Origin of the sequence: Neptunomonas japonica JAMM 1380 (genome assembly GCF_016592555.1) — a bacterium.
In the GTDB taxonomy this organism is placed as follows: domain Bacteria; phylum Pseudomonadota; class Gammaproteobacteria; order Pseudomonadales; family Balneatricaceae; genus Neptunomonas; species Neptunomonas japonica_A.
The window spans coordinates 3871513-3897328 of the sequence record NZ_AP014546.1 but is presented as its reverse complement, the minus strand read 5'-3'; the positions used below and the strand labels follow the sequence as shown (position 1 = coordinate 3897328).

The window sequence follows — 25816 nt, the reverse complement described above, 5'->3', positions numbered from 1 at the left end:
TTACAACCCACTCACTCGAATATCACCATCGGTATGAGCTTTAACTTTGACGCGCTGTCCATCCCGATAGAGGTAAAGTACTTCGGTATTACTTACTAAAGATGTGATATGGCTAACTAGTTCATCCAGTAATACAACACTATTTTTGTCATGTTTGTTGGGGCGGTAACCTTCAACTACATCGAGCATTAATGTCAACAGGTTGACGTTTACAGGCAGGGGCTCTAGCTTCTTATCATTAACCGAAAAGTGAAGATAAAAGGCATGTATATCCTTACACGCAGCGCCCTCGATAGCCTCATGATTTACGCTTAATTCAATCTCAGAAGCGAGATCGCAGGAGCCATGAGAGGATAGATAAAACTCATCCTTAGACAAGTATGGGGCATTGCGGTTGGCATAGAGCTCAATGGCAGCAAAGACGACGTCATCATAGAAGCGACGCAGCTTTATCTTGTCTTCTTTGTCACCCGCATAATTTCTGTGCAGAGCCCAGATTTCTCGGTACAGAAGCTCGCCCTTTTCATGGAACGAAGACTTAAATTTTTTGTGGTAGTTATGTTCAATACCCGTTTGTTTTAGTAGATAAAACAGACGGATGGCAGAGCTTGCCTGCAACGTTCCTATGACGGAGTACTTTGCTTCAATTTCATCAATAAAGAGCTGGTATTCGGTATCCTCGATATCCAGTGTTCGATTTAAAATAAATCGGTCGATGTCGCGATTGCGAATTACGCTAGGGTCAAATGCAACCATTGCTTTCAATAGCTCGTTATCTCCGCCCTTGAACAGGTTATCAAACAGATACCCTGAGCCTGTCAGAATGCAGTAGATAAAGTCGAGTAGCATCCGTGCGGTAACAAACTGATCTTGCCGAATACGAGCATTTAGTAACAGTTCGACCACAACTTTTTGTACCGAACGGTCACGCAGCAGGAGGACGTTAGCAATAAGCTTTTTATCTTGATTTAACGCAAGCGCTTGGTTGAAACAATCTCGAAACTTGTTGCCTTGATCATCTCTGACCACTCGATCCAATAAAGCGTTAAAAAAGGCAGATGAAACTTCTGTTCCTTCAATCTTAAACTTAGGGAAGGCTTCAAAGTCCAGAAAAGTAAAACGGTCACTGGACTCCTGAGTGTTAAGAAATTGCTTAATGGCTGCTTTGACAGTGCAGTGCTCATCAGCACCTTCGCGTTCAAAGTTAGCCAGCATGCCAATATTAATACCTATAACCAGAGGCCTACGGCTAGTTTTTTGCTTGGTAAACCGATCGTTAAGAGTGTCTATTGCAGTATGGGAGGGATCAAAACTATGGGTTGCATCAAGATGAAAATCAACCAGCTTCTCGTGCTTTTCACTGTAACGAGTCAAAATTTCTGACTTTCCGTCACCGCTACTTCCACACAAGAAGATGACGTCATTTTCCTGTATATCATTCAATTCTTGCTTGAAGACTACTTCTATCTCGGTTTCTACGTAGAGATAGTTTTTGATAGCTCGTAGTTCAGGGTCGATAATCTCCCCAGCCGTAGTTACAGCATTGGGCGATGACTTTGATAAAACAGCAAGAGCCTTCCTTAGATCCATATTATATCCATGTGTGGTTGCATACCGTCAGCTTACTGATTCATCTATATTGGAGCAGTACGAACTTTGTAAGCTTTATTATTGCATCGGCTTCAATGTATGTTTCGAGATTAACATGCCTAACTGATTGTGTATCTAGCCTAACTCTTTAATTGGTATCTGTTTTTAGAACTTTTGTCTTGGGACAGAAAAGAGGGTGTTGAGATTGGGCCGTTAGGTACGTTAATCATCATTAACGTGCCTATATCATTAGATCCTCAGCCGCAGCCTGAACACGAACGCAAAGTCTCATCAGGCTTCTTACTTTAGTGCGCGGTTTTCCTTACTGTCGCCAGTAAGTCATTTGAACTCCACGACTAGGTTTTATTGCTATGACTTCATGTCAGGGGTGGTTCAATAGTTGGGATGATTTTGACTGGTTAGGTCGCTTTGCGACTATAGGGCTTTGAGTTACGTGAAATCGTTTTGGCAGGTAAGTGCCAATACCAGACATAAATAGATACTTTAAAACTCCCGAGATTAATCAGAAATTATTCGGTGCCAATTGTAAATCCCAGTGCCTTTATGATTACGCGATGGTTGAATTAAGTAAACTGTCCCCGGTATTCCCCTTTCTCGCCTTCTTGGTCAGGGCAAAGTGCATATTCTGGCTCAACATGAACAACCATTCTCTAGTTGTCTCAGGCTTGTTGTCACTTCATATTTTAATTCAAGGGGACAATATTGCCGGAACATGCAGTAGACTTAGAAACTAAAAAACAATCTATTCTAATACTTCTTCTTGTTGTCTGTAATCTATTATAAACGGCGGATATTCAGCTAGATCTTTTATTGAACGAGTGATAGAGAACCTGCGAACAAGTTATTTTTGCTACTCTACCGGCCGCATAGATAGGGAAGTAAAAATTAAAATATTGGACTTATTCGTACCTTCTCTAATACCGCTGATAATAAATTTTTATTATTTGTTTTAGCTTTTGAGAAATACGTAGACTTCCTCTTGGCAGAGGGAGTATAAGTAAGCTCTGATAAGACTGTTTTTTCTCTAACCATATATCTAAATACAGTCCAAAAAGTGCCCATTTTTTAACCTCTATCACATCATATGTGCACCTTTTTTGGCATAAGGTGTGTGGTTTACTTAACGCAAAATACTGACTTTCACTTAGAGAAAACAAGCCTAATTCGTGTTGTGGTACTGCCGCGTGAATTCGTTGTTCTCAACAATGCTGGCTAAAAACACTCTGACATAGTCTACTTTTCATAAGGAACATAATTATGAGAATTGCAATTCTTTCTCGAAATGAGAATTTGTATTCTACTCGTCGCTTGAAAGAAGCCGGAGAGTCCCGTGGACATCAAGTTGATATCATAGACACTCTACATTGCTATATGGATATTACTCGAAGCCGACCGGCTGTACGTTACCACGGTGAAGAGCTGCCCTACTATGATGCAGTTATTCCTCGTATAGGGGCATCTGTTACTTTTTACGGCACAGCAGTTGTTCGTCAATTCGAGGTGATGGGGACGTTCTGTGTCAATGAATCCGTAGCAATAAGTAGGTCACGCGATAAGTTACGTTCATTGCAGCTATTATCCCGTAAAGATGTTGGGTTACCTCGTACAGGTTTTGCGAATAAACCCGATAATATTAAAGATCTTATCGCAAACGTTGGTGGTGCTCCTGTTGTAATTAAACTACTTGAGGGTACACAAGGGATTGGCGTGGTTCTGGCAGAAACCAACAAAACCGCCGAGAGTATTATTGAAGCCTTCATGGGCCTAAAAGCAAACATATTGGTGCAAGAGTTTATTGAAGAGGCAGGGGGGGCTGATATTCGGTGTTTCGTGGTTGGCAATAAAGTCGTAGCGGCAATGAAGCGTCAGGGTGCTGAAGGAGAGTTTAGGTCTAATTTACATCGCGGTGGTTCAGCAAGACTTGTACGCTTAAGCAGAGAAGAAAGAGCGACTGCCGTTAACGCAGCCAAAGTGATGGGGTTAAACGTCTGTGGCGTCGATATACTCCAGGCTAAAAACGGGCCGGTAGTAATGGAGGTTAATTCATCGCCGGGTCTTGAAGGTATTGAATTGGCTACAGAAAAAGATGTAGCTGGGTTAATTATTGATTTTATAGAAGCTAATGCTAAACCAAATAACAACCGGACTCGAGGCAAAGGATGAATCAGGACTACATGGTAAGAAGTAATGGAAACTAATGACCTGATAATCGGTGGTTTCACAGTTAGGCCTGGAGAAACGAAGCAGATTGAGATAGCGGTAGCAAAGCTCTATACAGATACTGATATTTGTATCCCTGTGCATGTGAGGCGTAGTAAAAAACCGGGTCCAACCGTTTTTGTTTCGGCGGCAGTACACGGTGATGAGCTAAACGGTATTGAGATTATTCGCCGCTTAATTCAATTAAAGTCGCTGAAGATCAGTAGCGGTACATTGATTTTAGTGCCTATGTTGAATGTATATGGCGTTCTCAATCAAAGTCGCTATATGCCAGATCGGCGTGACCTTAACCGGTGCTTCCCTGGATCAGCGAAAGGTTCTTTAGCAGGGCGTGTGGCTGATATTTTTTTAGAGGAAATTGTAAAGCATTGTGACTACGGCATTGATCTACATACAGGTGCAATTCACCGCTCCAACTTGCCGCAAATACGTGCGAACCTTAACGATCCAGAAACCCGTACGCTCGCTGAAGTTTTTGGTGTGCCTGTATTATTAAACGCAGACCTAAGAGATGGATCTTTACGGCAAGCGGCAGTGGAGTCGGATACACGTATTCTTCTTTATGAAGCTGGGCAAGCACTGCGGTTTGATGAGCTATCTATACAGGCTGGCGTGAAAGGTGTCTTGAATGTTATTAGGCATCTAGGCTTAGTGAACCGTAAGCTTCGAAGAAAAATACTCACACCCTATATTGCTAATCACAGCTCTTGGGTGCGTGCAAACTGCAGTGGCATTGTGCATGATCTTAAAAATCTGGGTGATCAGGTACAAAAAGGGACTCCCTTAGCTGAAATTGGTAGCCCTTTTGGAGAAGTGATTGATATTGTTACGGCAAATAAATCGGGCATTATCATAGGTAAGCAAAATATTCCGTTGGTACAGGAGGGGGATGCTATGTTTCATATTGCATTTTTTTCAGAGGATGATGCTGAAATAGCAGAAAAGATAAGCGAGATGCAAGACGCTTTGGCTCCACCCATTCAGGATATAGCAAGATAAGTTACAACCCTTAATAGCAACGCTTTGCGCCGGTCTAGGTATGAGTTTAATGAAAGATAAAATGATTATTGGCAGTATTGAGAGTTGTGATCTCCCTGATCTAGGGATTTTTGATTTGCAAGTGCGTATAGATACTGGCGCAAAAACATCTTCACTTCATGTGGATAATTTGTCTCGGTACAAAAAATCGGGTAAGCCTTGGATAAAATTCGATATTCATCCCAATATTTATAAAGTAGAAGATATTGTAGAGTGCGATGCTCCTCTTCAAGATATAAGGCGAGTTAAATCATCGAATGGAACATCTGAAGAGCGCTATGTGATAAAAACGACTGTACATCTTGGTAATGAGTCATGGCCTATTGATATAACACTGACGGATCGGTCGGATATGAGTTATCTAATGCTGTTCGGGCGTGAAGGAATGGGTGACAAAGTACTCGTCGACCCTTCAGCTACCTATTTGCTCACCAATCTAGAGTAATAGTGCCTTATTGAATTAGAGATCTTGAATTATGTATATACGGTACTCAGAATGCCATTTTCATTAGAATTTTTTAGTTCTAAGTACCATAATTCCATAAAGTCTTGAGTTATTTTTTGTTCTATATCCAAAGCTTGTTCTGAAGGGCAAAAAATTGTCACACTGGCTGTGTTTTTTCCAATATCTGATGTTGCTATGGTAATAGTCGGGGCAGGGCCTGCAATCGTTACATCTAAGCGTTTTTCTATCAAAGAATTATACCGGTGTGCTACTTCATAGAAATCTTGGCAGTGAACAGCTGCTCGCTCCAATAATTCATCCCTAAATAAAAACAGATTTACGCGTTGGTCCCGAGTAACTGTGAAAGTGTGGGTCGCATAGCGCTTCATGAAGTTGAGGTTTTTTATAGTATTCAATACCAACATGCTGTTGGGTAAATAAAGAGTTTTTCCGGTGTGACTGTATGAATCAATATCAACCTCTAATAAGGTCAATTGTACCCAGTCAGTTTCTGTTACTTCACCGTAATAGCGACCGACCTGAATCCAGTCACCAACCTGAAATGGTCTTGATGCAACTATATAAATGTATCCGATAATACATTGAATAAACTCGCGCGTAGCAATAACAATAGCTACAACAAATGCGGCCACAGAAAATGCAAATTTTTGTAGTTCGGCTGACCAGTAGATAAAAAATAAAACAACAACTGTAAGGTTAATTAAGTTTTTAATTAAATTAATTAGATAACGACGATCTTCCCGTTTTGCCTTGCTTCTCACTCTGATGGCTTTTACCAACAATAGTTTAAAGAAATAAGCTAAAACAATAAACGTAAGCGAAGATAGCAACTTGTGCTCAACAAGGAAGTCGCTAAGAGTAAAGTCGATCATGGGTTATCCCAATTTTATATATGGTTATAAAATAAATTGTATTCATAATAGAAATATTGAGGCCAATCCGAGGAAACTTAAAAAACCGACCACATCAGTTACCGTCGTTAAAATAACTGCCCCTGAAAGTGCAGGGTCAATTTTCATTCGTTTTAACGTCAATGGGATAAGTACTCCAGAAAGAGAGGCGACCAGTAAATTTATGAACAGTGCGACGGCAATTATTAGCGAAAGGTATGTGTCTTTAAACCACAGTAAGGATACGATCGCTACTAAGAAAGCCCACACTAGGCCATTGAGCGCCCCCACAGCAAGCTCTTTACGCACCAGCCATAGAGCATTTAAGTGAGACACTTGATCCATAGCTTGGCCTCTAATGATCAGCGTGAGAGTCTGACTACCGGCAATACCTCCCATGCTTGCTGTCACCGGCATTAATACGGCTAATGCTACAATCTGATTGAGTGCCGCTTCAAATAAGCCAATAACCCAAACGGCCATAAACACTGTAATCAGGTTTATCCCTAGCCACACCCCACGACGCCGGGCACTTGGAATAATGGGAGAAAATAGATCTTCTTCCTGTGCAACTCCACCGGACTTTAGAAACGCTTGGTCTGCTTCATGACGAATAACATCTACAACATCATCAACCGTAATTCTTCCACACAGCTTGCCTTCAGCATCGATCACCGCTACTGAAATAAGCTCTCGTTTTTCAAACAATGTGGCTACTTCGTGTTCTTTAGCATCAAAACGTACGGCTTCTGCCGTGCCAACCATTGCCTCTATTACTTTGGTTTCTGGACTACCTGTAACGATATTAGCTAATTCAAGTTTTCCTAAATAGTAACCTTCTGCATCTGTTACCATTAAAGCATCAGTTAGCGATGGCAGTTTTTCATGCCGTCTTAACCAACGTAACACAACTGAGAATGTCACATCTTTTCTTACACTGAGAACTTCTGTACGCATCAAGCGACCGGCACTTCCCTCCGGGTAACTCAAAACCGTTTCAAGACGTTTTCGATTATCTGTTTCAAGTGCTTCGATAATAGATTGAGTTACCTGGTCGGGAAAATCCCCTAAAACATCGGCAAGATCATCGACGTCCATCGCTTCAGCTGCCACAAAAAGCTGTGCATCATCCATCTCCCCTATCAAACTAGGGCGAATGTCAGCACGTAACCAGGGGATGACTTCGCTTTTTTTAGGTTCGCTGAGAAGCTCCCAAATAATGGTTCTTTGAGTTGGCAATATCGATACCAATAAATCAGCGATCTCTGCTGGTGAGCTTGTATCGAGAAATTCTCCAAGCAAGGAAAGATTGTTGTTGTGTATATCGTTAACAACACGTTCAACACTGATTTTTTCTGACTCATGGGAGGTTATAGATTGCATGGTTCAGTTAACTCTATTTGAGGCGTCGCGACGCGAAAAACTAATAAAGAACATAAAATAAGGATTGAAGATATTATGCCTCCATATTTCGTTAAGTAGTAAATACTTATTTGAAAATTTGCACGTATTACAGATGTATCACTCAACATCAAAGGTGGGTAAGCAAACTTGTAGGTATAGGAACCAACTGAGGAAAAGTAAACTCGGGATACCTTTCTTAAAAATAGACCTACAATTGAAATTGATAGAGCGACCAAGCCATTGCTAAACTATTTACTCCCAAGAGATCGGTGCTAAAAAATGACAGGATTAATACATGCAATATTACTCGATGGAAAAGGAGGTGGTAGAGAGCTTCAGTGGGAGGAGGCGCTTTCTTTAGTCCCCAATAATGAAGAGGTCCTTTGGATTCATCTTGATTATACAATTTCAGAAGCTGTTGAGTGGATTACTCATGAATCAAAAATAAATGCACTTGCCGCACAAGCTTTGCTGGACGAAAACACACGCCCCCGTGCAGACATTTATCCGGGAGGGCTATTGCTCGCTCTTCGTGGCGTTAATCTCAACCCAGGTGAAGATCCAGAGGATATGGTAGCCATCAGGCTATGGCTAGAAACAAATAGAGTCATAAGTACACGTAATCGACCTCTCTTAACTATTCGTGAGATCAGGTCTAGTTTACTGGATAATAAGGGCCCTAAAACAACCGGTGACGTCATAACTTCATTGAGTAAGCGTTTACTAAATCGCATGAGTGGTGCCATTGATCAGGTTGAAGATCAAATTATCGAACTCGAAGAGATGATGCTGGAGGGAAGTACGATAATCCTTCGTGATCAGTTGTCACGATTACGTCGTAAGTTGATAGCACTTAAGCGCTATCTAGCGCCTCAGCGCGAAGCACTAGACGCACTACAAGAGATTCCGTCTGATATTTTAACAGACACACATATAATGGAACTGCGTGAAAGCAGAGAGCGTTTGCACCGTTATATTGAAGAGATCAATGAAGCACGCGAACGAGCCTCAGTTTTACATGAAGAAATTATCAATAGTGCAACCGATGTGATGAATCAGCGCATGTACGTGCTATCGCTCGTCACAGCAATTTTCTTACCGCTTGGGTTTCTTACTGGGCTTTTAGGAGTAAATGTCGGCGGCATTCCTGGTAGCGATAACCCTATGGCATTTTGGGTGTTTTTAGGTGCTCTAATAACAGGTACAGCTGTAATACTTTGGGCATTTAAAATAAAGAGTTGGCTATAACTGAATCTGAGTGTTTCTCTAAGCTTCCATAGTATCGTCACCAGCACTAAACTGGTGTACGAGGAGTAACAACGAACTATTATTAACCACGTGATTAATGGACAACAAACTAGGCTCATTGCCCATATCAACCGCGAATAGCCATTAGATTGGCTCACTTATCTATGTTAAAAATGGCTCATCTATCTGTGGTATTCACACAACTACGTGCCGTATTGATTACAGGTTACCTCTTCGGGAAAGTGATGAAGAAGGGCATAGCTAGTAGGTGAATTGGGTTGAAATTACTTGCGAGCTAAAGACCGGTTAGGGTCGACACCGGAAGTTTAACAGTTCAAACAGCTATAGGTAGTCCAAGTCGTTTAGCAACAGTAAAAAGGCACGCTAATGATCATTAGTGTATCTTTTCTGATGTATCTTCAAGTACCTAGGTTTTGGGGTATTCCTCGAGGATTAAGCTGGAATTTGCTATAATGATAATAAGAATCATTACGATATATGGTGATTCTTGCGTCCAACTTAACGTGGTGTCCAAGTTAGTGCGGCACTCAATTCCTATATAAATCTCATACGTGTTTTTGTTATCCGGCTATGCCGGAGGCTTCTTCACGCCTGCTAAAAGGTATTCGACATGACTATTAAGACAAAAACCACGGCTTTCCCTGTTGGTGAAAAACTTGTGAAAGCACTGGTATCAGCCTTATCTGAGGCCGGTGATTATCCGCATCGATCAGTCACCATCAATTTTAGAGATCCTGACTATTCTGCTGAGCGAGGAGGGTATCGCCCGGTAGAGATTAGGATTAGTGATATTGGTGAAATTACTTATATCACAGAGTTTACGTATTTCGGTCAGGGTGCGTATGCGGAACTCGCTAAGGCTACAGATTTCGATTTCGGTGAACGAATCTACAGCAATGAATATCGCTCGTATCCGATTACCGATAGAGGTGTTGAAGAATTCTACCGCCTCTGGGAAAGCAACTTCTGTGCTTACATAGAAATGGGTGTGTTCAAGGTTCAGATCTCTGCAGAGGAGTTCGCATAATGAACGAAGAAGACCCGTTAATTCAGGGGGACTTAGATGAATGGAGCGCTATTTATAGCGTCTTGAATTCAATTCGCTGGCTACATCCAGAAACTGATCTTGAGATTTTCTCCAGTATGTTTGCTGAGTCATTGGCGCGCACAACAGAGCTACGTAAAGGCAGACAGTCGGCACGAGTGACCTATGGGCTATCCTGCGAAGAATTAGAAAACTTGCTGAATATACTGCTACCAGAATATCAGATGGGCTATAGAAGCCTTGTTGATGACACAGCGGTGCCCGAGTGGAATCTGTTTACCTACTGGCGCGTCATATCAAACTTTCTGAAGCGTGCAGAAGGCAAAGGTGTTGTGCTGACACAGATTAGAGGATTGGCTAATCATTGGACGGTCGTTACTTCATGTAGCAAGGACGCGATGATTCTATATGATTCACAGTATTATGATGTGCTCGATCGTGTTGACTGTACGGTTTCAGATCAAAGCAGCAGTCGCCATTATCACCTCAGCCCCATCGATACCTTTCTGGTTTACCGACGCGACTAACTACCTAACCCACCTTACTCTTTAATTCAGACTCTTATGCACAACGTGCGGGCATTCGGCTGTCTGCGATTTGAGGACGGTGGGTCATTCAAGGACTTACTATGAACGCAAAAAACATATCGGCAGTAGAGTGTTACTTACTGGCCTTGGCACCGACAGGACGCCGATCAATGAGGAGCCAGCTTAAGCAAGTCGCCATACTGTTGGGTAAGCATGATATTGATGAGGTGACGTGGCATGAGCTGGAATACCAACAACTCATCTACGTCCGCACTTATCTGTTAGAAGCACATAAATCTATTAGTACGGTGAACACCACATTGGCCGCTATCAGGGGCGTACTGCAAACCGCCTTCAAAATGAATTTGATCACGGCTGAGCATTTAGCGCGAATATCGCAGATAGAGAATGTGAGAGGTAACGCTAAAAATAGTGGAATAGCGTTATCACTTACTGATGCAAGGCGGCTAATTAGAAAGGTGTCTAAAGATACGTCGGTCAAAGGAATACGTGATTCCGCGATTCTGATGCTCATGCTCACGTCTGGTTTGAGACGCTCAGAAGTAGTCTGTTTAACGCATGGATCGTTCAATTTTGACGGCCACAGGGTCAATATATTGAGTAAAGGGCGTAAGCTCCGACATCATGATATCAGTGGGATCACGCTTAAAACGCTCAAAAAATGGGCTGCCTTATGTGAGTTTACGGATGCTAATGCACCGTTCTTCACACAGGTAAGGGGAACCGCTAGTAGTAAAGCGCTTTCAGCGCATGCCATATATCGAATAGTGAAAAATCGGGGAAAGTCTATCGGCATTGATAACTTGCGGCCGCATGATCTGCGCAGAACCTTTGTCAGTTTAATGTTGGAGCAGGGATCGGATCTCAGTACGGTTTCAAAAGCGGTAGGGCACGCCTCGGTAACGACGACTACACGATATGACAAGCGCTCAGGTAATGCGCAGATCAGCGCCATGAGAAAGCTGACAGACAATTTAGGGAGAAGGTTATGATCGATAGTTCTGTGTTCTACAGCGCGGTATCGCAGCTAGACCAATCGGTTAGAGATTTAATGGAGTTAACGCGTGAAGAAGAATTGCCTGAAGTGACGAACGGCGTTCGCCGCTACTATGCAGAAGATGGTAAATGCCCTTTCCAGGTTAGCAGGCAATTTGATCGGCCAGATGAATATCTTCAGGCGCTACTCGATATGATCAGAGTGCAGTATGAACCGCACCCGATGGGAACCATGATGCTTAATAGCAATGTGACGGCCAATTTATGGCAGGTTATTGAGGAGGGCGATATCGGTTTTGGCTACTTATCTATGGTGAGTGAGGATAAGCCGTCTTTTACGGATTTCTGGCAAACTGAAATAACCGATTATGCCAATAAGTGTGGCTATCGGTTACAAGACGCTAGGTTAATGTTTGTGGTGGTTACGGCAGGCATGAGTAATTATGCGCTGCCGTTATTGGCCGAAGTGAATGATGTGCTTGATAGTGGGTTAACGATAAAAGAAGCGGTTAAAGCTTTGGCTGAAGGTATCGCAGGAGAGGCCGGCAGCGGCAAAGAAGTGCATGCCGGGTTCTGTTTGGATGAGGCTATGGGTGAACGGTTAAGAGTATCCGTGTGGTTAATTGAATAGAGTGAAAAAAGGGCTGTCACAGCCCTCCATTGTACTCAATTAAGTTTATTCCTGTGTCTTCAAGTGGGTATATTCTATTAACTCGCTTTTTCCCGTTATAAAGGGGCTTTCGGCGTTGCTTTAAGATATACCATGCTTTGTCGTCAGTCCTTCCTGGAAAGTAGCCGTCTTGATGAATAAGCATGAAGTCAGCTAGATACAATACATCAAGATGTTCGGGGTCTGTGATGTTATAGGTAAATGCTTTTTTAATTGGATCTACTCGTTTTAGTCTAAGCGCCGCTTCTATGAATAACTCACGAAAGTTTGGCTTATCCATTTTAAACTGGACTGGGTCACGCTGAATAAGTGCGTGGAAGTGATAGCCACCTAGCTTGTGGTCTTCTATACAAACGTATCCTTTCATGTGCTTTTCGTGTTCATACCAATTGGTGCCATAGAGTTTACGGTTCAGGGCTTTTATTACATAGTTAAAAGCATCAACACTTTCATTTAAGGACAGGGGCGGGCGTCCTGATGGCTTTAAAAATGGTAGTGTAACAAAATAGGTGTAAGGGCCTCCATTCTTAACGGTTATTACAAGGTCTTCGATACGGATGTGGTTGGTACTTAGCATGGTTATTACCTTAGGGTATTGGCTAGGAATAGCTGGTAGGCACAGGGGGAGCATCAAGAACTGATTTTTTCAGTTCCTGTTGCAGACCTCCAGTAGCTATGCTGACTCTTGGTTGGTTCCCGCCACTGTGGCATCGCTGCTAATCTAGCTTTGTTAAATTACTATTTACAGTTTTTTAGAACAGGATAAAAATATGGGATTCCAGGCATGAGAATCCCCGATTTAGTAGCACTATGTCTGCAGTTGTTCGGTGAGTGCTTTCATTGACTTACAAAGCTTTTTCTTTTCCTTCGGGCTTAGGCTATGAAGTAAGGAGTGCGGTTTGTGTTTTGCATTAATCCAAGTGACGCCTGACTCAAAATTCTCATATGCTTCAATAGCCTCTTTGACTGCCTTAGTCCTAGGCAGCGTCTGAGGATCTAGCTCCTCTGCTGCAAGTTTCCAAATATGCCGTACTTGAGCTCCAGTTCTTCCTTTCTTGTGAAGTAGCTCTGCAGTCGTTATTGGCACGGTTCCAATATCAAAACTTAAGATCACGTCAATCTTGGCTGCATTAATGTGCCTGTAAGCGTTACTACGCCCACATATGTCCTGCAGTTCTTTCTCTACAAGTTCGTCGAAACTAGCGTATTTTTCATCCCAGAGATTATCTTTGTAAATGGTGTAAATCATCTGCCTTGTTTGAGAAACTCCTTCACTGCAAGCATTAACAGCTTTAACCAGAGTTAACTTCTCAGGCAGGCCTGAAATGGTTGCTTCGATTCTAAGGCGCTTCTTGCTTTTGCTGGCGTTTACCTTACTTTGATTAGCCATCTCAGAAATCCTCCACACAGCTTAAGTTGCCTTTAAGTTCTATTCCCCGTGGTAGGCTGCTTATCCACTCGTTTACTTCATGTGCATAAAAACCACATCGCTTGCTAGTCAAGGCTAAGGGTTGTGGAAAGGTTCCGCTTTTTACCATACGGTAAATTGTTGAGCGCGATAGGCTTGTTGCCTTAATCACGTCATTTAGCGTTACGATCTGCGCAGTTATTAGTGGATAGTGTTGCGTACTAGATGCAGTTTTTTCTTGCTGTTTCATGATGTGAAAACCTCGTTCGATTAATGACAAGGTTCTTTACAGTTTTCTTTTTCTATTATAAAAATCGTATAATTTTCTTATTTATCAGTATGTTGCGTGTTCTTAAAAAACCTGAAGTTATAAAGTCAAAAAATTCATGACTATTTGCCGTGACTGAGTCCTGGTATTTAGCGATACTCATAATATTATTATAGCGTGACAGGTCTCGCTTATAAGTAAGGGTTACATATCAGGACTCAGTCACGTTAGGTCTGCTTTTAATATTATGTGAACCACAATATTTGTGCGCTTTCTAAAAAATGTTAGTTAACAAGTACCGGGGGCTATGGTGAAGGAAATAAAATTAGTGGATGGTCATGTAAGCGATGCTTTAATGTTTCTACAAGCTATAGCATTGAGCGTCGATAGTAGTGCCCAAGAAAATCACAATCAGAAACTAAGGCGTCGACTGAAAAAGAAAATCCAAATGCTGAATGGTCAGCTCGCTAGTCAGGATTTTTATCTAAATCGAAAAAGAAAAAAGGAGATAGAAAGTATTATCAATAAAGGAAGAGAGTTCTTTTATGAGAAAGACTCGAGAATAAAGGAATGGAAAAAAATAATTGATAGAGTCAGAAAGGCAAGATCACGAAGAAAAAATAGGGAGCAGGGAGAGGGACGTTGCTCAGTGGACGTGAGTTTAGCGGTTAGAGATCAGTTACAAAGAATTCGAGATAGCAACAAGCTTAATTCATATAATGATGCCATTACTATATTGCTGAAATGGCATCGACATAAATTTGAAGGCGATTGGCATATAGTAAAATTTGAATCTTAGTGAATCAAATATAGAGACCGAAATCTCTAGCTAGACTATAAGCGCTTATCGGCGGAAGTGGAGCATTATGAGGTGAAATTATGTATGCGTGACCAAAATCACATGTATAAAAGTCCTTCAAACTATTTCCCCAAGTCTTCATTGGTATAAGGTAATTAGTCTTATACATCGAAGCACTTTGTATATTACAGAAGTCTTACTTGGTTGATAGTCGAGCGTGCAGTGGTGATTTATGTGCTCTCAATTCATATGGTTCCAATTTGTATCAAGAGAGTGCAAGTTAAAAAGGTGACAGGAAGTATGACATATGGTGGTTTTAACTAGCTTTATATTTAAATATATTCATTTAAAACAAATGGTTGAGATTTATGATCAATAAGCAAATTCAAAATATTGAATAAGCTGTTAGATAGTCTCAATACCGCATTTTAATAAGTATTGATATGTACCCTCGTAGAAGCTCGGTAATCGTGTCATATCATTTTCATCCCCTTTGGGGATGAAAATCACCATGCCTTGTCTGGCCCTTGTTAATAGTACTCGGTACGCATTGACCAAATGCTTTTGACTTTCCTCTGAAATGCGCTTTTGCCACTTACTTCCTTTAAATTGCCAGTGCTGAAATTTACCTGCTTGGAATCGGTAATCAGCGTCCCATGCGACCAAGCACCAGTCGAGTTCTAAGCCTTGTATATCAAACTCTGTGGCTACATCTTCTAGAAAACTAGCTGAGCGAATATCCTCAGGTGGTTTTAAAAACCAGTCTCTGGGCTCTATTTTATTTTTAACAAAAATGCCGCTAGCTTTAAGCCTTATTCCATTAGATGATGCAATCATTCCCATACTTTCTGTAGCTCTAGTTTTATTTCGTAACCACTGTTTAGCAGTTTTCAAGTCTCTAGTTACCTTTATTGGAAAGCTTTCGAATAGAGTACGGTTAACTGCGTAAGCTTGTGAGTTGCTTCCAGAAACTAAAAAATGAGTAAAGCTAGATAGATGTTCTGCCCGAAATGAGCGCATTGAAGTCGCTAAATGTAAGCTAGTAAGGTTATGAGCTTTTATTAGTGCTTCTTTGGATACTCCTTCAGACACGTACTCGCCTTTGAGTAGCTCCTTTGACGTGTATATTTCCCACAGTTTATAACGCTCTTCCAGTGCAGCTAACCAGCCGGCTAAGCCTGCCTCCCCTGTATGGATCTCTTGGCCACCACCAATAAGAGCTACAATGACAGCCCATTCCTCGTGACGATCCATTACTTCAATTAGATACTCAGGTTCAGATTTATTAAAATCAGGTTGATTACGTTTTTGTTGCATGAATTTACTGGCTTGCTTTGCATCCCATGCGCGCTGGGCTTCATCAAAAATAGCCACTTGCTCAGGTGGCTTTTTTCCATCTAGAGCGTCATCCCTGAATTTGTGGATGTTTTGGATAAACTGTTCAGTGTGCCTTCTTGCATCGCAAATTTTCTCATTAGTTCTGATATGTCTATCTTGTGCTAGAGCTTCTTGTAATACAGAGACCAGAGGAGCATTTCCGCTCAGGAATACCGAATATTCTTTTTCATTAGGGTTTGAATGTGTGCTGGCAATGTTTAAGCCAACAAGTGTTTTTCCTGCGCCAGGTACACCCGTCACAAAACAGATTATTTTTTTATGATAAGTTCTTGCTCTGCGGATAAGTTCGAGAAGTTGTCTATTAGTCTCTCCAAGGTTTTGTGTGTCAGCTTCACTTCGAGCTATATCGGAAACTTCATGGTTGGCATATAGCGCTTGAGCAGCTTCTATTATTGTTGGTGTTGGCAAATAACCAGACGAAGCCCATTGTTTATCATCAAAAGGCGGATGTGCAAATTGCTTTGTTGCTAGCAAAACTGTTTCTGAAATTTGGTTCTTACTAATGCAAACAGTTTCGGCAACATGATCTTTGGCTAAGGTGATGTTGATGCTGTTATCAGGAGATTCACTTGCAACTAATATAGGGATGATGCACTTGTTATGGCTACCGCGATGAAAATTTTTAAGATCCAGAGCATACCCATGAGCTTGCCGTTTATCTGCTAGATAAAAATCTGATGAGCCTATTTTGAACTCTAAAACAAAAATAAGCCCATGGTAAGTTAGTATCACATCAGCTCTTCGTCCCATTCTAGGAATCATAAATTCAAAGAATATAGCTGCCGTCTCATTTATGAGAGTTTTAAGTTGAGATTGTAAAATTTCTATTTCAGCTAACCATGCTCTGGTTGCTTGATACTGGATTGTTTGCGTATGCTGGCTACTAATTTCACCTGAAATTTCAGTAGGTGCTTTTGTTAGAAATTGGTTAAGTGAATCGGTATAAAATGCGCGTTTAGTCATTGCTAAAGCCAGTGTCGAATGACATTAAGCCGGATAGTGGTAGGTTAAGTGCCTTAGCAAGTTTTACCAAATTAACGAGGCTTACGTTCCTTTTTCCACGCTCTATCCCGCTAATGTATGTTCTATCCAAGCCCGCTTTGAGCGCCAGCTGCTCTTGTGATAGTTGCTGTGATATACGGATAGATTTGATATGAGATCCGAAGCAGAGCAGTAACTGTTCGTCCATGAAGAGACCTTCTGATGATTTCCTTCATGATTGCTATGTGTAGACAAAGAGTCTACGGACTATAAGTCACATTAAGTGGCTCTGTTCATATACTGTAGAAAGCAAGTGTCAGGGGCATGTATATGTATACGTTGGCACTCATCACAAAATACCGAGCCTGTTAGCCGCAGAGGCTCGGTATTTTTTGCAGTGCTTTACGCCGTTTCGCTCAGTGCCAATTGCTTCGCCGTTGCAAAATCGTTTTTTCCCGATCCTAACTTAGGCACTGTATCCACGGCTACCCAATTGGACGGGATCATTAAACCGCTAACGCCATTCGCTAACATTGCTTGCCTTACTTCGGTTGTTTCTAAATCTCCCTCATAGAGTAGTGTGATCGACTCACCTTTTTTGTTGCAAGGAAGGTTGATAGCAACAAGCTCTATATCTTTTTCAGGTATTGCGTTGCGCACGTTTTGCTCTAGTTCGCTTAAGCTAATCATCTCGCCTGCTATTTTGGCAAAGCGTGAGTAGCGATCCAAAATCGTTAAAAAGCCTTGTTCATCGATTGAGCCTTTATCGCCGGTTACATACCAGCGCTCGCCCTCAATTTGTTTTAGGACTTCAGCATTTTTCTCGGGGTTGTCTAGGTAGCCCTGCATCACTTGCACGCCACCAATGAGGATCATTCCCGCTTCGCCTGTGGCTAGCTCTGTGTAGCTTTCTGGGTCGACTATTTTGAAGCTTGTGCCTGGTAGCGGCATGCCCACGGTGCCTTGTTTTCCGCCTTTTTGTACTTTCCAATATTGCGTATCAAGTACATCAGGCAGGTTTACGCTGGCAACGGGTGTAGTCTCAGTACAGCCATATCCTTCAAGGATTGGCTTACCAAATTTTATTTGGAAGCTATCGCGTACATCGGTATTGAGCTTTTCCGCCCCAGAAACAACGATGCGTAAGCTATCAAACATAAGCGGGTGCACTTTGTGGTTGCGGGCAAAAAGCCTAAGGAAGGTTGAGGTGCCACACATGACGGTTGCTTGGTGCTTGGCCACAGCTTTAGCGATCCCTAGTGCGTCTGTTGGATCGGGGTGGCAGATCATCGGTAAGCCTTCGATCAAGGGCAAGAACTGAGTAACGGTTAAACCAAACGCATGAAACAAGGGTAATGAGGCCATGATAACGTCATCATCATTCATGTTGAGCACATCGGCCGCTTGTTTAACGTTGGCCATTATATTGCGATGGCTGAGCATAACGCCTTTGGGTGCACCTTCACTGCCGCTTGAAAAGAGAATAGCGGCCGTTGCAAGCGGGTCACGTTGTTTACACACTAAACGTGCCAGTAACGATGCAGGAAGAAGCTTCGCCATTAGCCAATGGCCGAGTAGCTCTCCTTTGCCAATAGTCTTTTTCATCTCTTCTAGATAAACAATCTGTACACCGTCAAACAGTGGTGCGAGATCCACACCGCGTTTTTCCAGCTTTTTAACAAACCGCTCAGAGGTATAAATAGTTTTGATCTGTGCTTGTTTAACCGCAGATATCAGTGCATCGGTGGAGGCTGAGTAGTTTAGGTTTACAACGGTTTTACCTGCCATGAGAGACGCCATATTGGCGAGCACACCACCGGCACTGGTCGGGACCAATAAGCCGACTCGCTTCTCTGGGCTGAGTTTGCCAATACGGTGAGACATGCCCATGGCTCCAGCCAGAGCGCTCAAACCTGAAAGCTCTGCCCCCGTTGTATCTGCAATGGCTAGATCAGTGCCTTGCTGCTTGGCGGTATTGATCCATGCTTCGGATAATGTGGGTAGTTGTGCAACATGCTTCTGCCAAGAGCTGATAGAGAGATCAAATACTCGGCGTTTAAGCACATCAACAGTCGTGTTTTTATCTAACGGAGCGCCAAAAGACACTACAAGATCACGTTTTATACCACGCGCGCTATAGCGCTTTAGCCGCTCAGAAGAGTGTGAGAATTTACTGCCCCATAGGCCACGAAGGTAAAACGGCACAATGCTTACGTTAGCGTTTGCTTCTTTACAGGCTAGCTCATAGCCACGGCGAAACTCAGCCAGGTGGCCGGTACGGCTAATGCTACCTTCGGGGAAAATACACACAACCTCGCCAGCATTAAGTGCCTCGGTTACTTTAGTTAAGGAGTCTTTGCTTGTTTTTCCTTGTTGAATAGGTACGCAGCCCATCATTTTTAGAAAGCTGTTGAGATACCATTTATCGTAAATGGATTTCAGCATGACAAATCGAATGGGGCGAGGGCTAGCGATCTGAATAATGGCCCAATCAACCCAGCTAATATGGTTGCCCAACAAGAGTACGCCACCACTGCTAGGGAGGTTCTTTAGCCCTTGTACTTTAACTCGGTAGCGTCTGCTCATGAGTGAGCTAAGAATAACGCGCACCAAGCTTTGCGGTAGTTTTACGATGGTATAAACACCACCGATGAGTGCCACACCCGCGATAATGTGTAGCAGAGTCCGGCTTTCGAACCCTTGTAGAGCAAACACCACGGTGAGTGTTAAAAAGCTCGCCATAGCCACATTTTGTACCCAGTTATTAACGGCGAGCACTTTCCCCATTTCATCATCTTCAGCATGAAATTGTATTAAGGCATTTAGGGGAACAATGAATAACCCGCCGAAGATACCTACCGCCGTAAACAGCAGTGCTTGCCCTTGTAGTGTTGTGATGCTTGGCAGCAGCCATAAGCTCAGAGCCACACCTAATGCACCCACGGGAACGAGGCCTGTTTCAATATGGTGTCGTGATACCCGCCCTGCTAACCAGGATCCAAATACGATACCAAGCCCCGTACACGCGAGCACGCCCTGAATGATGACCGTGTTGGTAATACCAAAGCTATCTTTTGCGTAAGATGGAAACGTCGCTAAAAGCACTTGCCCCACAGACCAAAAGGTTGCCAGCCCAATGATGGATAAGCGGATGACGGCACGGCTGTTGACTGTTTTAAGGTTGTTAGCAACGAGCTTGCCTCTAACGTAATCCGGTACTGAAAACTGCTTGGAAGGCTCGCCTTGCTCTAGTGTAGGCAAGCGATACATGGCGAGTAGCTCCAGTGCTGCGTTGAGCACCAAGATCCACCCCAATGGCGCGATAGCGAGGAGAATAGTACTGCTATCGGTAGCGCCCTCGGGATAAAGCGTTTCAAAGAAGAGGGAATACACCACGGTGCCTGCCAAAATGGCAATGATAGTAACGGCTTGCACCATCGCGTTAGCGGGCGCTAAACCTTCCTTTCCAAAAAGAGGCTTAATGTAGCCGTACTTGGCCGGTGAATAAAAGGCGGATTGCACGGCCAGTAAAAAGGTCATTGCAAACGCCGCCCAAAACCAGCCTTGGTAGTAACAAAAGGTAATGGCTAAGGTGAGCCCTAGTGCAAACCAAGCGGCGACTTTGAGCACGTGGTTTTTTGGATACTTATCGGCAACAAACGCAGACGGCGATAACAGTAAGATAAAAGGTAGCAGGATTAAGCCGTTAATAATCGCCGTTAGGATAACCTGAGTTTGGTCATCGTAAACTTTAAAGATAGTGTTTTGAATAACAATCTTATGGCCCAAGTCTACAAAGGCGTTAAGAAACACTGCCGCTAAATAAGCTAAAGAGCCAGTGATTTTGAGCAGTTTATCCATCAGATTATCCCTTGCTGTGATTCGTATACCATCCAGTATTGGCGAATACTCAAGAGATGAAATACTATCGGTAAAAGGCGCGGCATATCAAACAAATAGTATTACATAATGATCCTTTTTAAAGATGGTCGCGTTTTTGGTTCGATTCTAAAATTTCTTGTGAGCTAGGATTATGACTTCTGCAGAGCACCGCCCGCAAACCAATGCGTTGATTGCTACGCTTAAGCGCCAACTTAAGGCCAGTGGTAAAACTTATCAAGATATCGCTTTATTATTAGGCTTAAGTGAAGCGTCTATTAAACGGTTATTTCGTGAAGGAGATTTATCGCTACCGCGCCTGGAAAAAATTTGTGATGGTATTGGGCTCGAGCTCAGTGAGCTATTTCAATTAATGGCGCATCAACGGCAACAGCTACAGGGTTTGAGCCGTGAACAAGAGCAGGAAATTGTTGATGATCAGGTGTTGTTGCTGGTCGCTATCTGTTGCGTAAATGGCTATAAATTTCACGAGATTCTTAATCAGTACACGCTTGAGCAAACAACGCTCATCAAAAAGTTAGCGATGCTAGATAGGCTGAAAATAATTGAACTACAGCCTAATAACCGTATTAAGTTATGTATAGCCCCAAACTTCAATTGGCTTGCTAACGGGCCTATTCAAAGCTTTTTTCACAGCCGAATCAAAGAAGAATTTTTTCAAGCTTCTTTTGCAAAATCATCCGATAAGTTAATCGTTGCTAATGGCCTCATTGCAAATAACAGTAATGCTGAATTACAAAAACGGATGCAGAAATTAATAAATGAGTTTACTGAGCATAGCCGTAAAGATGCCACCCTAGAAATGGCAGAGCGTCATGGCACTATGATGGTGGTGGCAATGCGGCAATGGCAGCCTAGCTTGTTTAAAGGGCATATTAAAAAATGAATAACTAAGCGCCTTGTAGGTAAACACCAAGTTACCGAAGGTTGCAGCATACGCTACTTTTGTACATCTGCTGTTCTCTTGCTGTAAAAATCACAACACTGCTTTCCCATCGCCACTGAAGTGGATCATGAGAGGAGAGTTGCTATGTTGTGGAAACAGATGATTAGCCAATGTATTGGGGGCATATTGTTATGTGCTGGGGTTTCGCTCAGCGCGCAGGCGGCCGGGTTAATGAAACCGGTTAATAGTGCATTGCCAGACTTGAGCATTCAACAACACCACGTGAATGTGCTGGTGGAGGATGGTTATGTCACAACCACCGTTGAGCAGGTATTTCATAACCCGAGCAATACGCAGTTAGAAGCAAAATACTCCTTCCCTGTACCCGAACGAGCGGCCGTAGGTGAGTTTATTTATTGGATAAACGGTAAGCCAGTGATAGGGGAGGTTGTCGCTAAACAACAAGCCAAAAAGATTTACCAACAGCAAAAACAAGCGGGTAATCATGTCGCGTTAACAGAGCAAGACGGCTACCGAACGTTTGATAGTCTTATTTATCCCGTTGAAGCCAATGCCGATGTGCGTATTAAATTAGTCTATGTACAGGCTGCACACCTTGATACGAATACAGGCCGCTACCTCTACCCTTTAGAAGATGGCGGTGTTGATGAGCAAACAAACAGCTTTTGGTCGCGTAATGAGGTTGTGCAAGAAAGCTTCAGCTTTAATATGGATATTCGTTCCAGTTATCCACTGGATGGCGTTAGGCTGCCCAAACATGCCAATGCCATCATTACACAGTTATCACCGCAACAGTGGACGGTGGATCTTTCTTCTTCAGCAGAGGTAGATGAAGGCAGTGGTACGTACCAGCCTGCTGCATCGTTAAGCGGTGATATTTTGGTGTACTGGCGTTTAGAAGAAGGGCTACCTGGCGCGGTTGATCTAGTGAGTTATCGCCACCCTGACAGTGTTCAAGGCACCTTCATGCTTACCTTAACCCCCGGAGATGATCTTCCTCCCGTACAAGGTCATCGTGATTGGACGTTTATTCTGGACGTATCGGGGTCTATGGAAGGCAAATACGCCACTCTTCTTGAAGGTGTGCGCCAAGCGCTTGTAAAGCTACCGCCACAAGACCGCTTTCGTTTGATTACATTTAACGATAAAGCACGTGATATGACCGGCGGTTATCAACAGATTAGTAGCGAGAATGTCACGCGGTATATTGATCAGCTACAGAGTAATGGAACAGGAGGAGGAACCAACTTATATGCGGGCTTAGCAAAAGGCTTAAAGCGCCTAGATGATGACAGGTCCACGGCTATTGTGTTGGTAACAGACGGTGTGGCTAATGTCGGCGTCACTGAAAAGAAAGCTTTTTTAAAGCTTGTTCAAGAAAACGACGTGCGGCTGTTCACTTTTATTATGGGAAACAGCGCTAACCGCCCGATGTTGCAGGAGATGACAGCGTTATCGAACGGTTTTGCTGCAAGTATTTCTAATGCGGATGATGTTATCGGCCAAGTGATGCTGGCAACCAGCAAACTTAATCATGCTTCGATGAGAGGTATCGAAGTCAGCATCCAAGGCGGGCGGGTCAGTGATCTAACACCAGAGCAGATCAATACGGTTTATCGTGGGCAGCAATTGGTGCTGTTTGGTCACTATTTTGAAGCAGGGAAAGCCGAAGTAGTGCTGCGCGGTAAAGTGGGTGCACAAGAGCGTGTGTATAAAACGCAGGTCGAGCTAGCAGATGTGTCAAAAGATAACCCAGAACTAGAGCGTTTGTGGGCTTACAGCAAGATAGAAGCACTACAGCAAAAAATGGATTACTTGGGTGCTGATGCCGACACAGAGCAAGCAATGACTGATTTAGCAGTACAGTATGGTTTGATTACTGATTATACCTCGCTATTGGTGGTAGAAGAGGAAGTGTTCGAGCAATTAGGTATTAAACGCACGAACAAACAACGCGTTAGCAAAGAACAGCAGGCTCGCCAGCAACGCAGCCAGCGAGAGCATGTACAAGACAACCGAGCCGATAGCAGTCAGCCTATGTTCCAGCAATCTCGTGCAAGTACCGGTGGTGGTGCGATTGATGGCTCTCTCTTGTTAATCCTCCTTGCTTTGGGGCTGCCATCCTTACTGGTCGGCTTTAAAGCGAAACCTGTTGTTACAGCAAACAAGCAGTGATGAATAATCAATGGAGTCTGCCTTGGATCACTGTTGCTATTAGCGCAGTGGTTCTGGGCTTAGGTTTGTCACCTGAGCTATTTCAATGGCTATATTTTGACCGCGCTTTGATAGTTGAGCAGCAGCAATGGTGGCGCTTGTTGACGGGGCATCTGGTTCATAGCAGCGAGGCGCATTTAGGCTGGGATTTACTTGGGTTTATGGTGTTCGCAGGTATTGCGGAATGCTGGCATCGTAAAAAATTGATAGTGTCTATTGGCATAGCAGTATTCATGTTGGGCTGCTTGTTAATGTCGCCCTTTGGACTGGATCGTTATTGTGGTTTGTCGGGTGTTCTTTGTGCTCCTGCAACGCTGGTGCTGTTGGCTCACTTCAATAAGCAGAGAGACGTACTGCATTTTTTGCCACTATTCATTGCCGGGTTAAAACTCGTGATTGAAGAAAACAACGCTGACCTTTTATTAGCACAGCAAGGCTGGCCCTTGTATGCACCCGCACATTGGGCAGGAGTAATGGCGGGTATATTCAGTGTGGCAGTACACGCTAAATGGTCGGTTCATCTACCAAAAAATAGGCCGATTGCAGTTAAGCCGAATGGGTAGGTGTGTACTGGTCTTTTGAATAATTTCTCACAAGCGTTGAATTTTTTCACCTCGCCGCCATCTATAGAATGTCTATTTAATAATGACTTGCTTTACGTCGACAAAAATTGGGTTGAACGTAGAGTGATGTACCGAATTTAGTTGAAATAAACAATGTCACTGGGAGATACCGATGACTGCAGAGGTTGTGGTTGCAGATAGCAGCGAAAGTACTGAGAGCACGGTAAGTGCAACAAGCGAACATCAGGCTACTTTAAGCGAGCTACGTACGGCACTGCAGGAAAAAGTGGTAGGCCAAGATAGCTTGATTGAACATCTGTTAATCGCTTTGTTAACCGATGGCCATGTATTACTGGAAGGCCCGCCAGGATTGGCGAAAACGCGTACTATCCATGCACTCAGTGATCTGCTCGAAGGCGAGTTTAAGCGTGCGCAGTTCACGCCTGACCTGCTGCCTAGCGATATCACCGGCACTGAAATCTTTAACGCACAAAAAGGCGAGTTCCAGTTCCGCCCCGGCCCTTTATTTTGCAATATGTTATTGGCCGATGAGATTAACCGTGCTCCTGCTAAAGTGCAGTCTGCCTTGCTCGAAGCGATGGGTGAGCGCCAAGTCACGGTGGCTGGTACAACCTATCCATTACCGCGTTCCTTTATGGTCATGGCGACGCAAAACCCGCTTGAGCAAGAGGGAACCTATCCTCTGCCAGAGGCGCAGCTAGACCGGTTTATGCTACATGTGCGTGTCGATTATCCGCAGCATGAGCAAGAAAAATTAATTTTAAAGTTAGTGCGTAATGAGCACACTCAAGAGACGCTAAAAGCAGAGTCTTCAGCCAGTGTTGTGTTGACTGAAACGGCATTACTAGAAGCACAGCGAGAGGTAATGAATGTCTTTTTGGCTGACAGTTTAGAAGACTATTTAGTCGCGCTAGTCATGGCTACGCGTAATATTGGTGCTTATGGTGAGGATCTTAAAGATAGCCTCACATTTGGGGCCAGCCCGCGTGCCACTATTGCATTGGACCGTGCGGTACGAGCTAAGGCATGGCTGCAAGGGCGTGATTTTGTTACACCGGATGATATCCAAGAGATACTGCCGAGCGTGTTGCGCCACCGCATTGGCTTAAGTTATATCGCTGAAGCGAATGGTCTGGATAAAGACCAGTTAATCGCTAAGTTAATTGCTCGCGTGGCCGTGCCTTAAAACGGAGAAATTAG

At 43.3% G+C, this 25816-nt stretch carries 22 protein-coding genes; 13 read left to right on the top strand and 9 right to left on the bottom strand.

The genetic code is table 11. The features are described from left to right. On the bottom strand, positions 1-1590 hold the full coding sequence (gene dptF, locus NEJAP_RS18410; RefSeq protein WP_201348553.1) for a DNA phosphorothioation-dependent restriction protein DptF: 1590 nt from the start codon (positions 1588-1590) through the stop codon (positions 1-3). Between the two features lie 1278 nt (positions 1591-2868). Between dptF and rimK the strand changes: the two genes are divergently transcribed. Genes rimK through NEJAP_RS18395 form a run of 3 tightly spaced genes read left to right on the top strand, consistent with a single transcriptional unit; the run spans position 2869 to position 5314 of the window. Beyond that, complete coding sequence (gene rimK / locus NEJAP_RS18405; RefSeq protein WP_201348552.1) at positions 2869-3774, top strand: 30S ribosomal protein S6--L-glutamate ligase; 906 nt, start codon at positions 2869-2871, stop codon at positions 3772-3774. A gap of 24 nt (positions 3775-3798) precedes the next feature. Beyond that, positions 3799-4830, top strand: a complete 1032-nt coding sequence (locus NEJAP_RS18400; RefSeq protein WP_201348551.1) for a succinylglutamate desuccinylase/aspartoacylase family protein — start codon at positions 3799-3801, stop codon at positions 4828-4830. 49 nt (positions 4831-4879) lie between these two features. After that, positions 4880-5314 carry an ATP-dependent zinc protease gene (locus NEJAP_RS18395; RefSeq protein ID WP_201348550.1) on the top strand — a complete coding sequence of 145 codons (435 nt, stop codon included), beginning with the start codon at positions 4880-4882 and terminating at the stop codon, positions 5312-5314. Positions 5315-5343: 29 nt separating this feature from the next. Here NEJAP_RS18395 and NEJAP_RS18390 read toward each other — a convergent pair whose 3' ends face one another. Together NEJAP_RS18390 and mgtE are read right to left on the bottom strand one after the other, a co-directional pair. Then, positions 5344-6207, bottom strand: coding sequence for a mechanosensitive ion channel family protein (locus NEJAP_RS18390; RefSeq protein WP_201348549.1), 864 nt, complete (start codon positions 6205-6207; stop codon positions 5344-5346). Between the two features lie 42 nt (positions 6208-6249). Continuing rightward, entirely contained in the window at positions 6250-7608 is a 1359-nt protein-coding gene (gene mgtE, locus NEJAP_RS18385; RefSeq protein ID WP_201348548.1) for a magnesium transporter, read from the bottom strand. 300 nt (positions 7609-7908) lie between these two features. On the opposite strand from mgtE, the gene NEJAP_RS18380 reads away from it, so the two are divergent. The 5 genes from NEJAP_RS18380 to NEJAP_RS18360 all read left to right on the top strand — a co-directional run bounded on the left by NEJAP_RS18380 (position 7909) and on the right by NEJAP_RS18360 (position 12118). After that, entirely contained in the window at positions 7909-8877 is a 969-nt protein-coding gene (locus NEJAP_RS18380; RefSeq protein WP_201348547.1) for a zinc transporter ZntB, read from the top strand. Positions 8878-9508: 631 nt separating this feature from the next. Then, the gene (locus NEJAP_RS18375) at positions 9509-9925 is read left to right on the top strand and encodes a DUF2787 family protein (RefSeq protein WP_201348546.1); all 417 of its coding nucleotides are present in this window, start codon (positions 9509-9511) and stop codon (positions 9923-9925) included. Next, positions 9925-10470 (top strand): hypothetical protein, encoded by a 546-nt coding sequence (locus tag NEJAP_RS18370; RefSeq protein ID WP_201348545.1) that lies wholly within the window; start codon positions 9925-9927, stop codon positions 10468-10470. Before NEJAP_RS18375 ends, NEJAP_RS18370 begins: the two co-directional genes overlap by 1 nt. A 101-nt stretch (positions 10471-10571) precedes the next feature. Then, complete coding sequence (locus NEJAP_RS18365; RefSeq protein WP_201348544.1) at positions 10572-11483, top strand: tyrosine-type recombinase/integrase; 912 nt, start codon at positions 10572-10574, stop codon at positions 11481-11483. Beyond that, entirely contained in the window at positions 11480-12118 is a 639-nt protein-coding gene (locus NEJAP_RS18360) for a hypothetical protein (RefSeq protein ID WP_201348543.1), read from the top strand. The genes NEJAP_RS18365 and NEJAP_RS18360 overlap by 4 nt, the downstream gene beginning before the upstream one ends. A gap of 16 nt (positions 12119-12134) precedes the next feature. Here NEJAP_RS18360 and NEJAP_RS18355 read toward each other — a convergent pair whose 3' ends face one another. The 3 genes from NEJAP_RS18355 to NEJAP_RS19570 all read right to left on the bottom strand — a co-directional run bounded on the left by NEJAP_RS18355 (position 12135) and on the right by NEJAP_RS19570 (position 13815). After that, on the bottom strand, positions 12135-12734 hold the full coding sequence (locus NEJAP_RS18355; protein ID WP_201348542.1) for a hypothetical protein: 600 nt from the start codon (positions 12732-12734) through the stop codon (positions 12135-12137). A gap of 231 nt (positions 12735-12965) precedes the next feature. Next, entirely contained in the window at positions 12966-13547 is a 582-nt protein-coding gene (locus tag NEJAP_RS18350) for a hypothetical protein (protein ID WP_201348541.1), read from the bottom strand. Between the two features lies 1 nt (position 13548). Beyond that, on the bottom strand, positions 13549-13815 hold the full coding sequence (locus NEJAP_RS19570; RefSeq protein WP_201348540.1) for an AlpA family phage regulatory protein: 267 nt from the start codon (positions 13813-13815) through the stop codon (positions 13549-13551). Between the two features lie 328 nt (positions 13816-14143). Between NEJAP_RS19570 and NEJAP_RS18340 the strand changes: the two genes are divergently transcribed. Further along, positions 14144-14632 (top strand): hypothetical protein, encoded by a 489-nt coding sequence (locus NEJAP_RS18340; protein ID WP_236590994.1) that lies wholly within the window; start codon positions 14144-14146, stop codon positions 14630-14632. Positions 14633-15037: 405 nt separating this feature from the next. Here the strand turns inward: NEJAP_RS18340 and NEJAP_RS18335 are convergent, their stop codons facing one another. From NEJAP_RS18335 to NEJAP_RS18325, 3 genes are all read right to left on the bottom strand, one after another. Continuing rightward, positions 15038-16993 (bottom strand): DUF2075 domain-containing protein, encoded by a 1956-nt coding sequence (locus NEJAP_RS18335; protein ID WP_201348538.1) that lies wholly within the window; start codon positions 16991-16993, stop codon positions 15038-15040. Further along, positions 16986-17219 (bottom strand): helix-turn-helix domain-containing protein, encoded by a 234-nt coding sequence (locus tag NEJAP_RS18330; RefSeq protein ID WP_201348537.1) that lies wholly within the window; start codon positions 17217-17219, stop codon positions 16986-16988. Before NEJAP_RS18330 ends, NEJAP_RS18335 begins: the two co-directional genes overlap by 8 nt. Positions 17220-17413: 194 nt before the next feature. Then, a complete protein-coding gene (locus NEJAP_RS18325) occupies positions 17414-20872 on the bottom strand; it encodes an acyl-[ACP]--phospholipid O-acyltransferase (RefSeq protein ID WP_201348536.1) in 3459 nt (1152 codons plus the stop codon). A 172-nt stretch (positions 20873-21044) separates the two neighbouring features. Between NEJAP_RS18325 and NEJAP_RS18320 the strand changes: the two genes are divergently transcribed. The 4 genes from NEJAP_RS18320 to NEJAP_RS18305 all read left to right on the top strand — a co-directional run bounded on the left by NEJAP_RS18320 (position 21045) and on the right by NEJAP_RS18305 (position 25802). Next, positions 21045-21797 carry a helix-turn-helix domain-containing protein gene (locus NEJAP_RS18320; RefSeq protein ID WP_201348535.1) on the top strand — a complete coding sequence of 251 codons (753 nt, stop codon included), beginning with the start codon at positions 21045-21047 and terminating at the stop codon, positions 21795-21797. 144 nt (positions 21798-21941) lie between these two features. Beyond that, positions 21942-23993 (top strand): VIT and vWA domain-containing protein, encoded by a 2052-nt coding sequence (locus tag NEJAP_RS18315; protein WP_201348534.1) that lies wholly within the window; start codon positions 21942-21944, stop codon positions 23991-23993. Then, positions 23993-24595 carry a rhombosortase gene (gene rrtA, locus NEJAP_RS18310; RefSeq protein ID WP_201348533.1) on the top strand — a complete coding sequence of 201 codons (603 nt, stop codon included), beginning with the start codon at positions 23993-23995 and terminating at the stop codon, positions 24593-24595. The genes NEJAP_RS18315 and rrtA overlap by 1 nt, the downstream gene beginning before the upstream one ends. Before the next feature lie 172 nt (positions 24596-24767). Further along, the gene (locus NEJAP_RS18305) at positions 24768-25802 is read left to right on the top strand and encodes an AAA family ATPase (protein ID WP_201348532.1); all 1035 of its coding nucleotides are present in this window, start codon (positions 24768-24770) and stop codon (positions 25800-25802) included. The last annotated feature ends 14 nt before the right edge of the window (positions 25803-25816 follow it).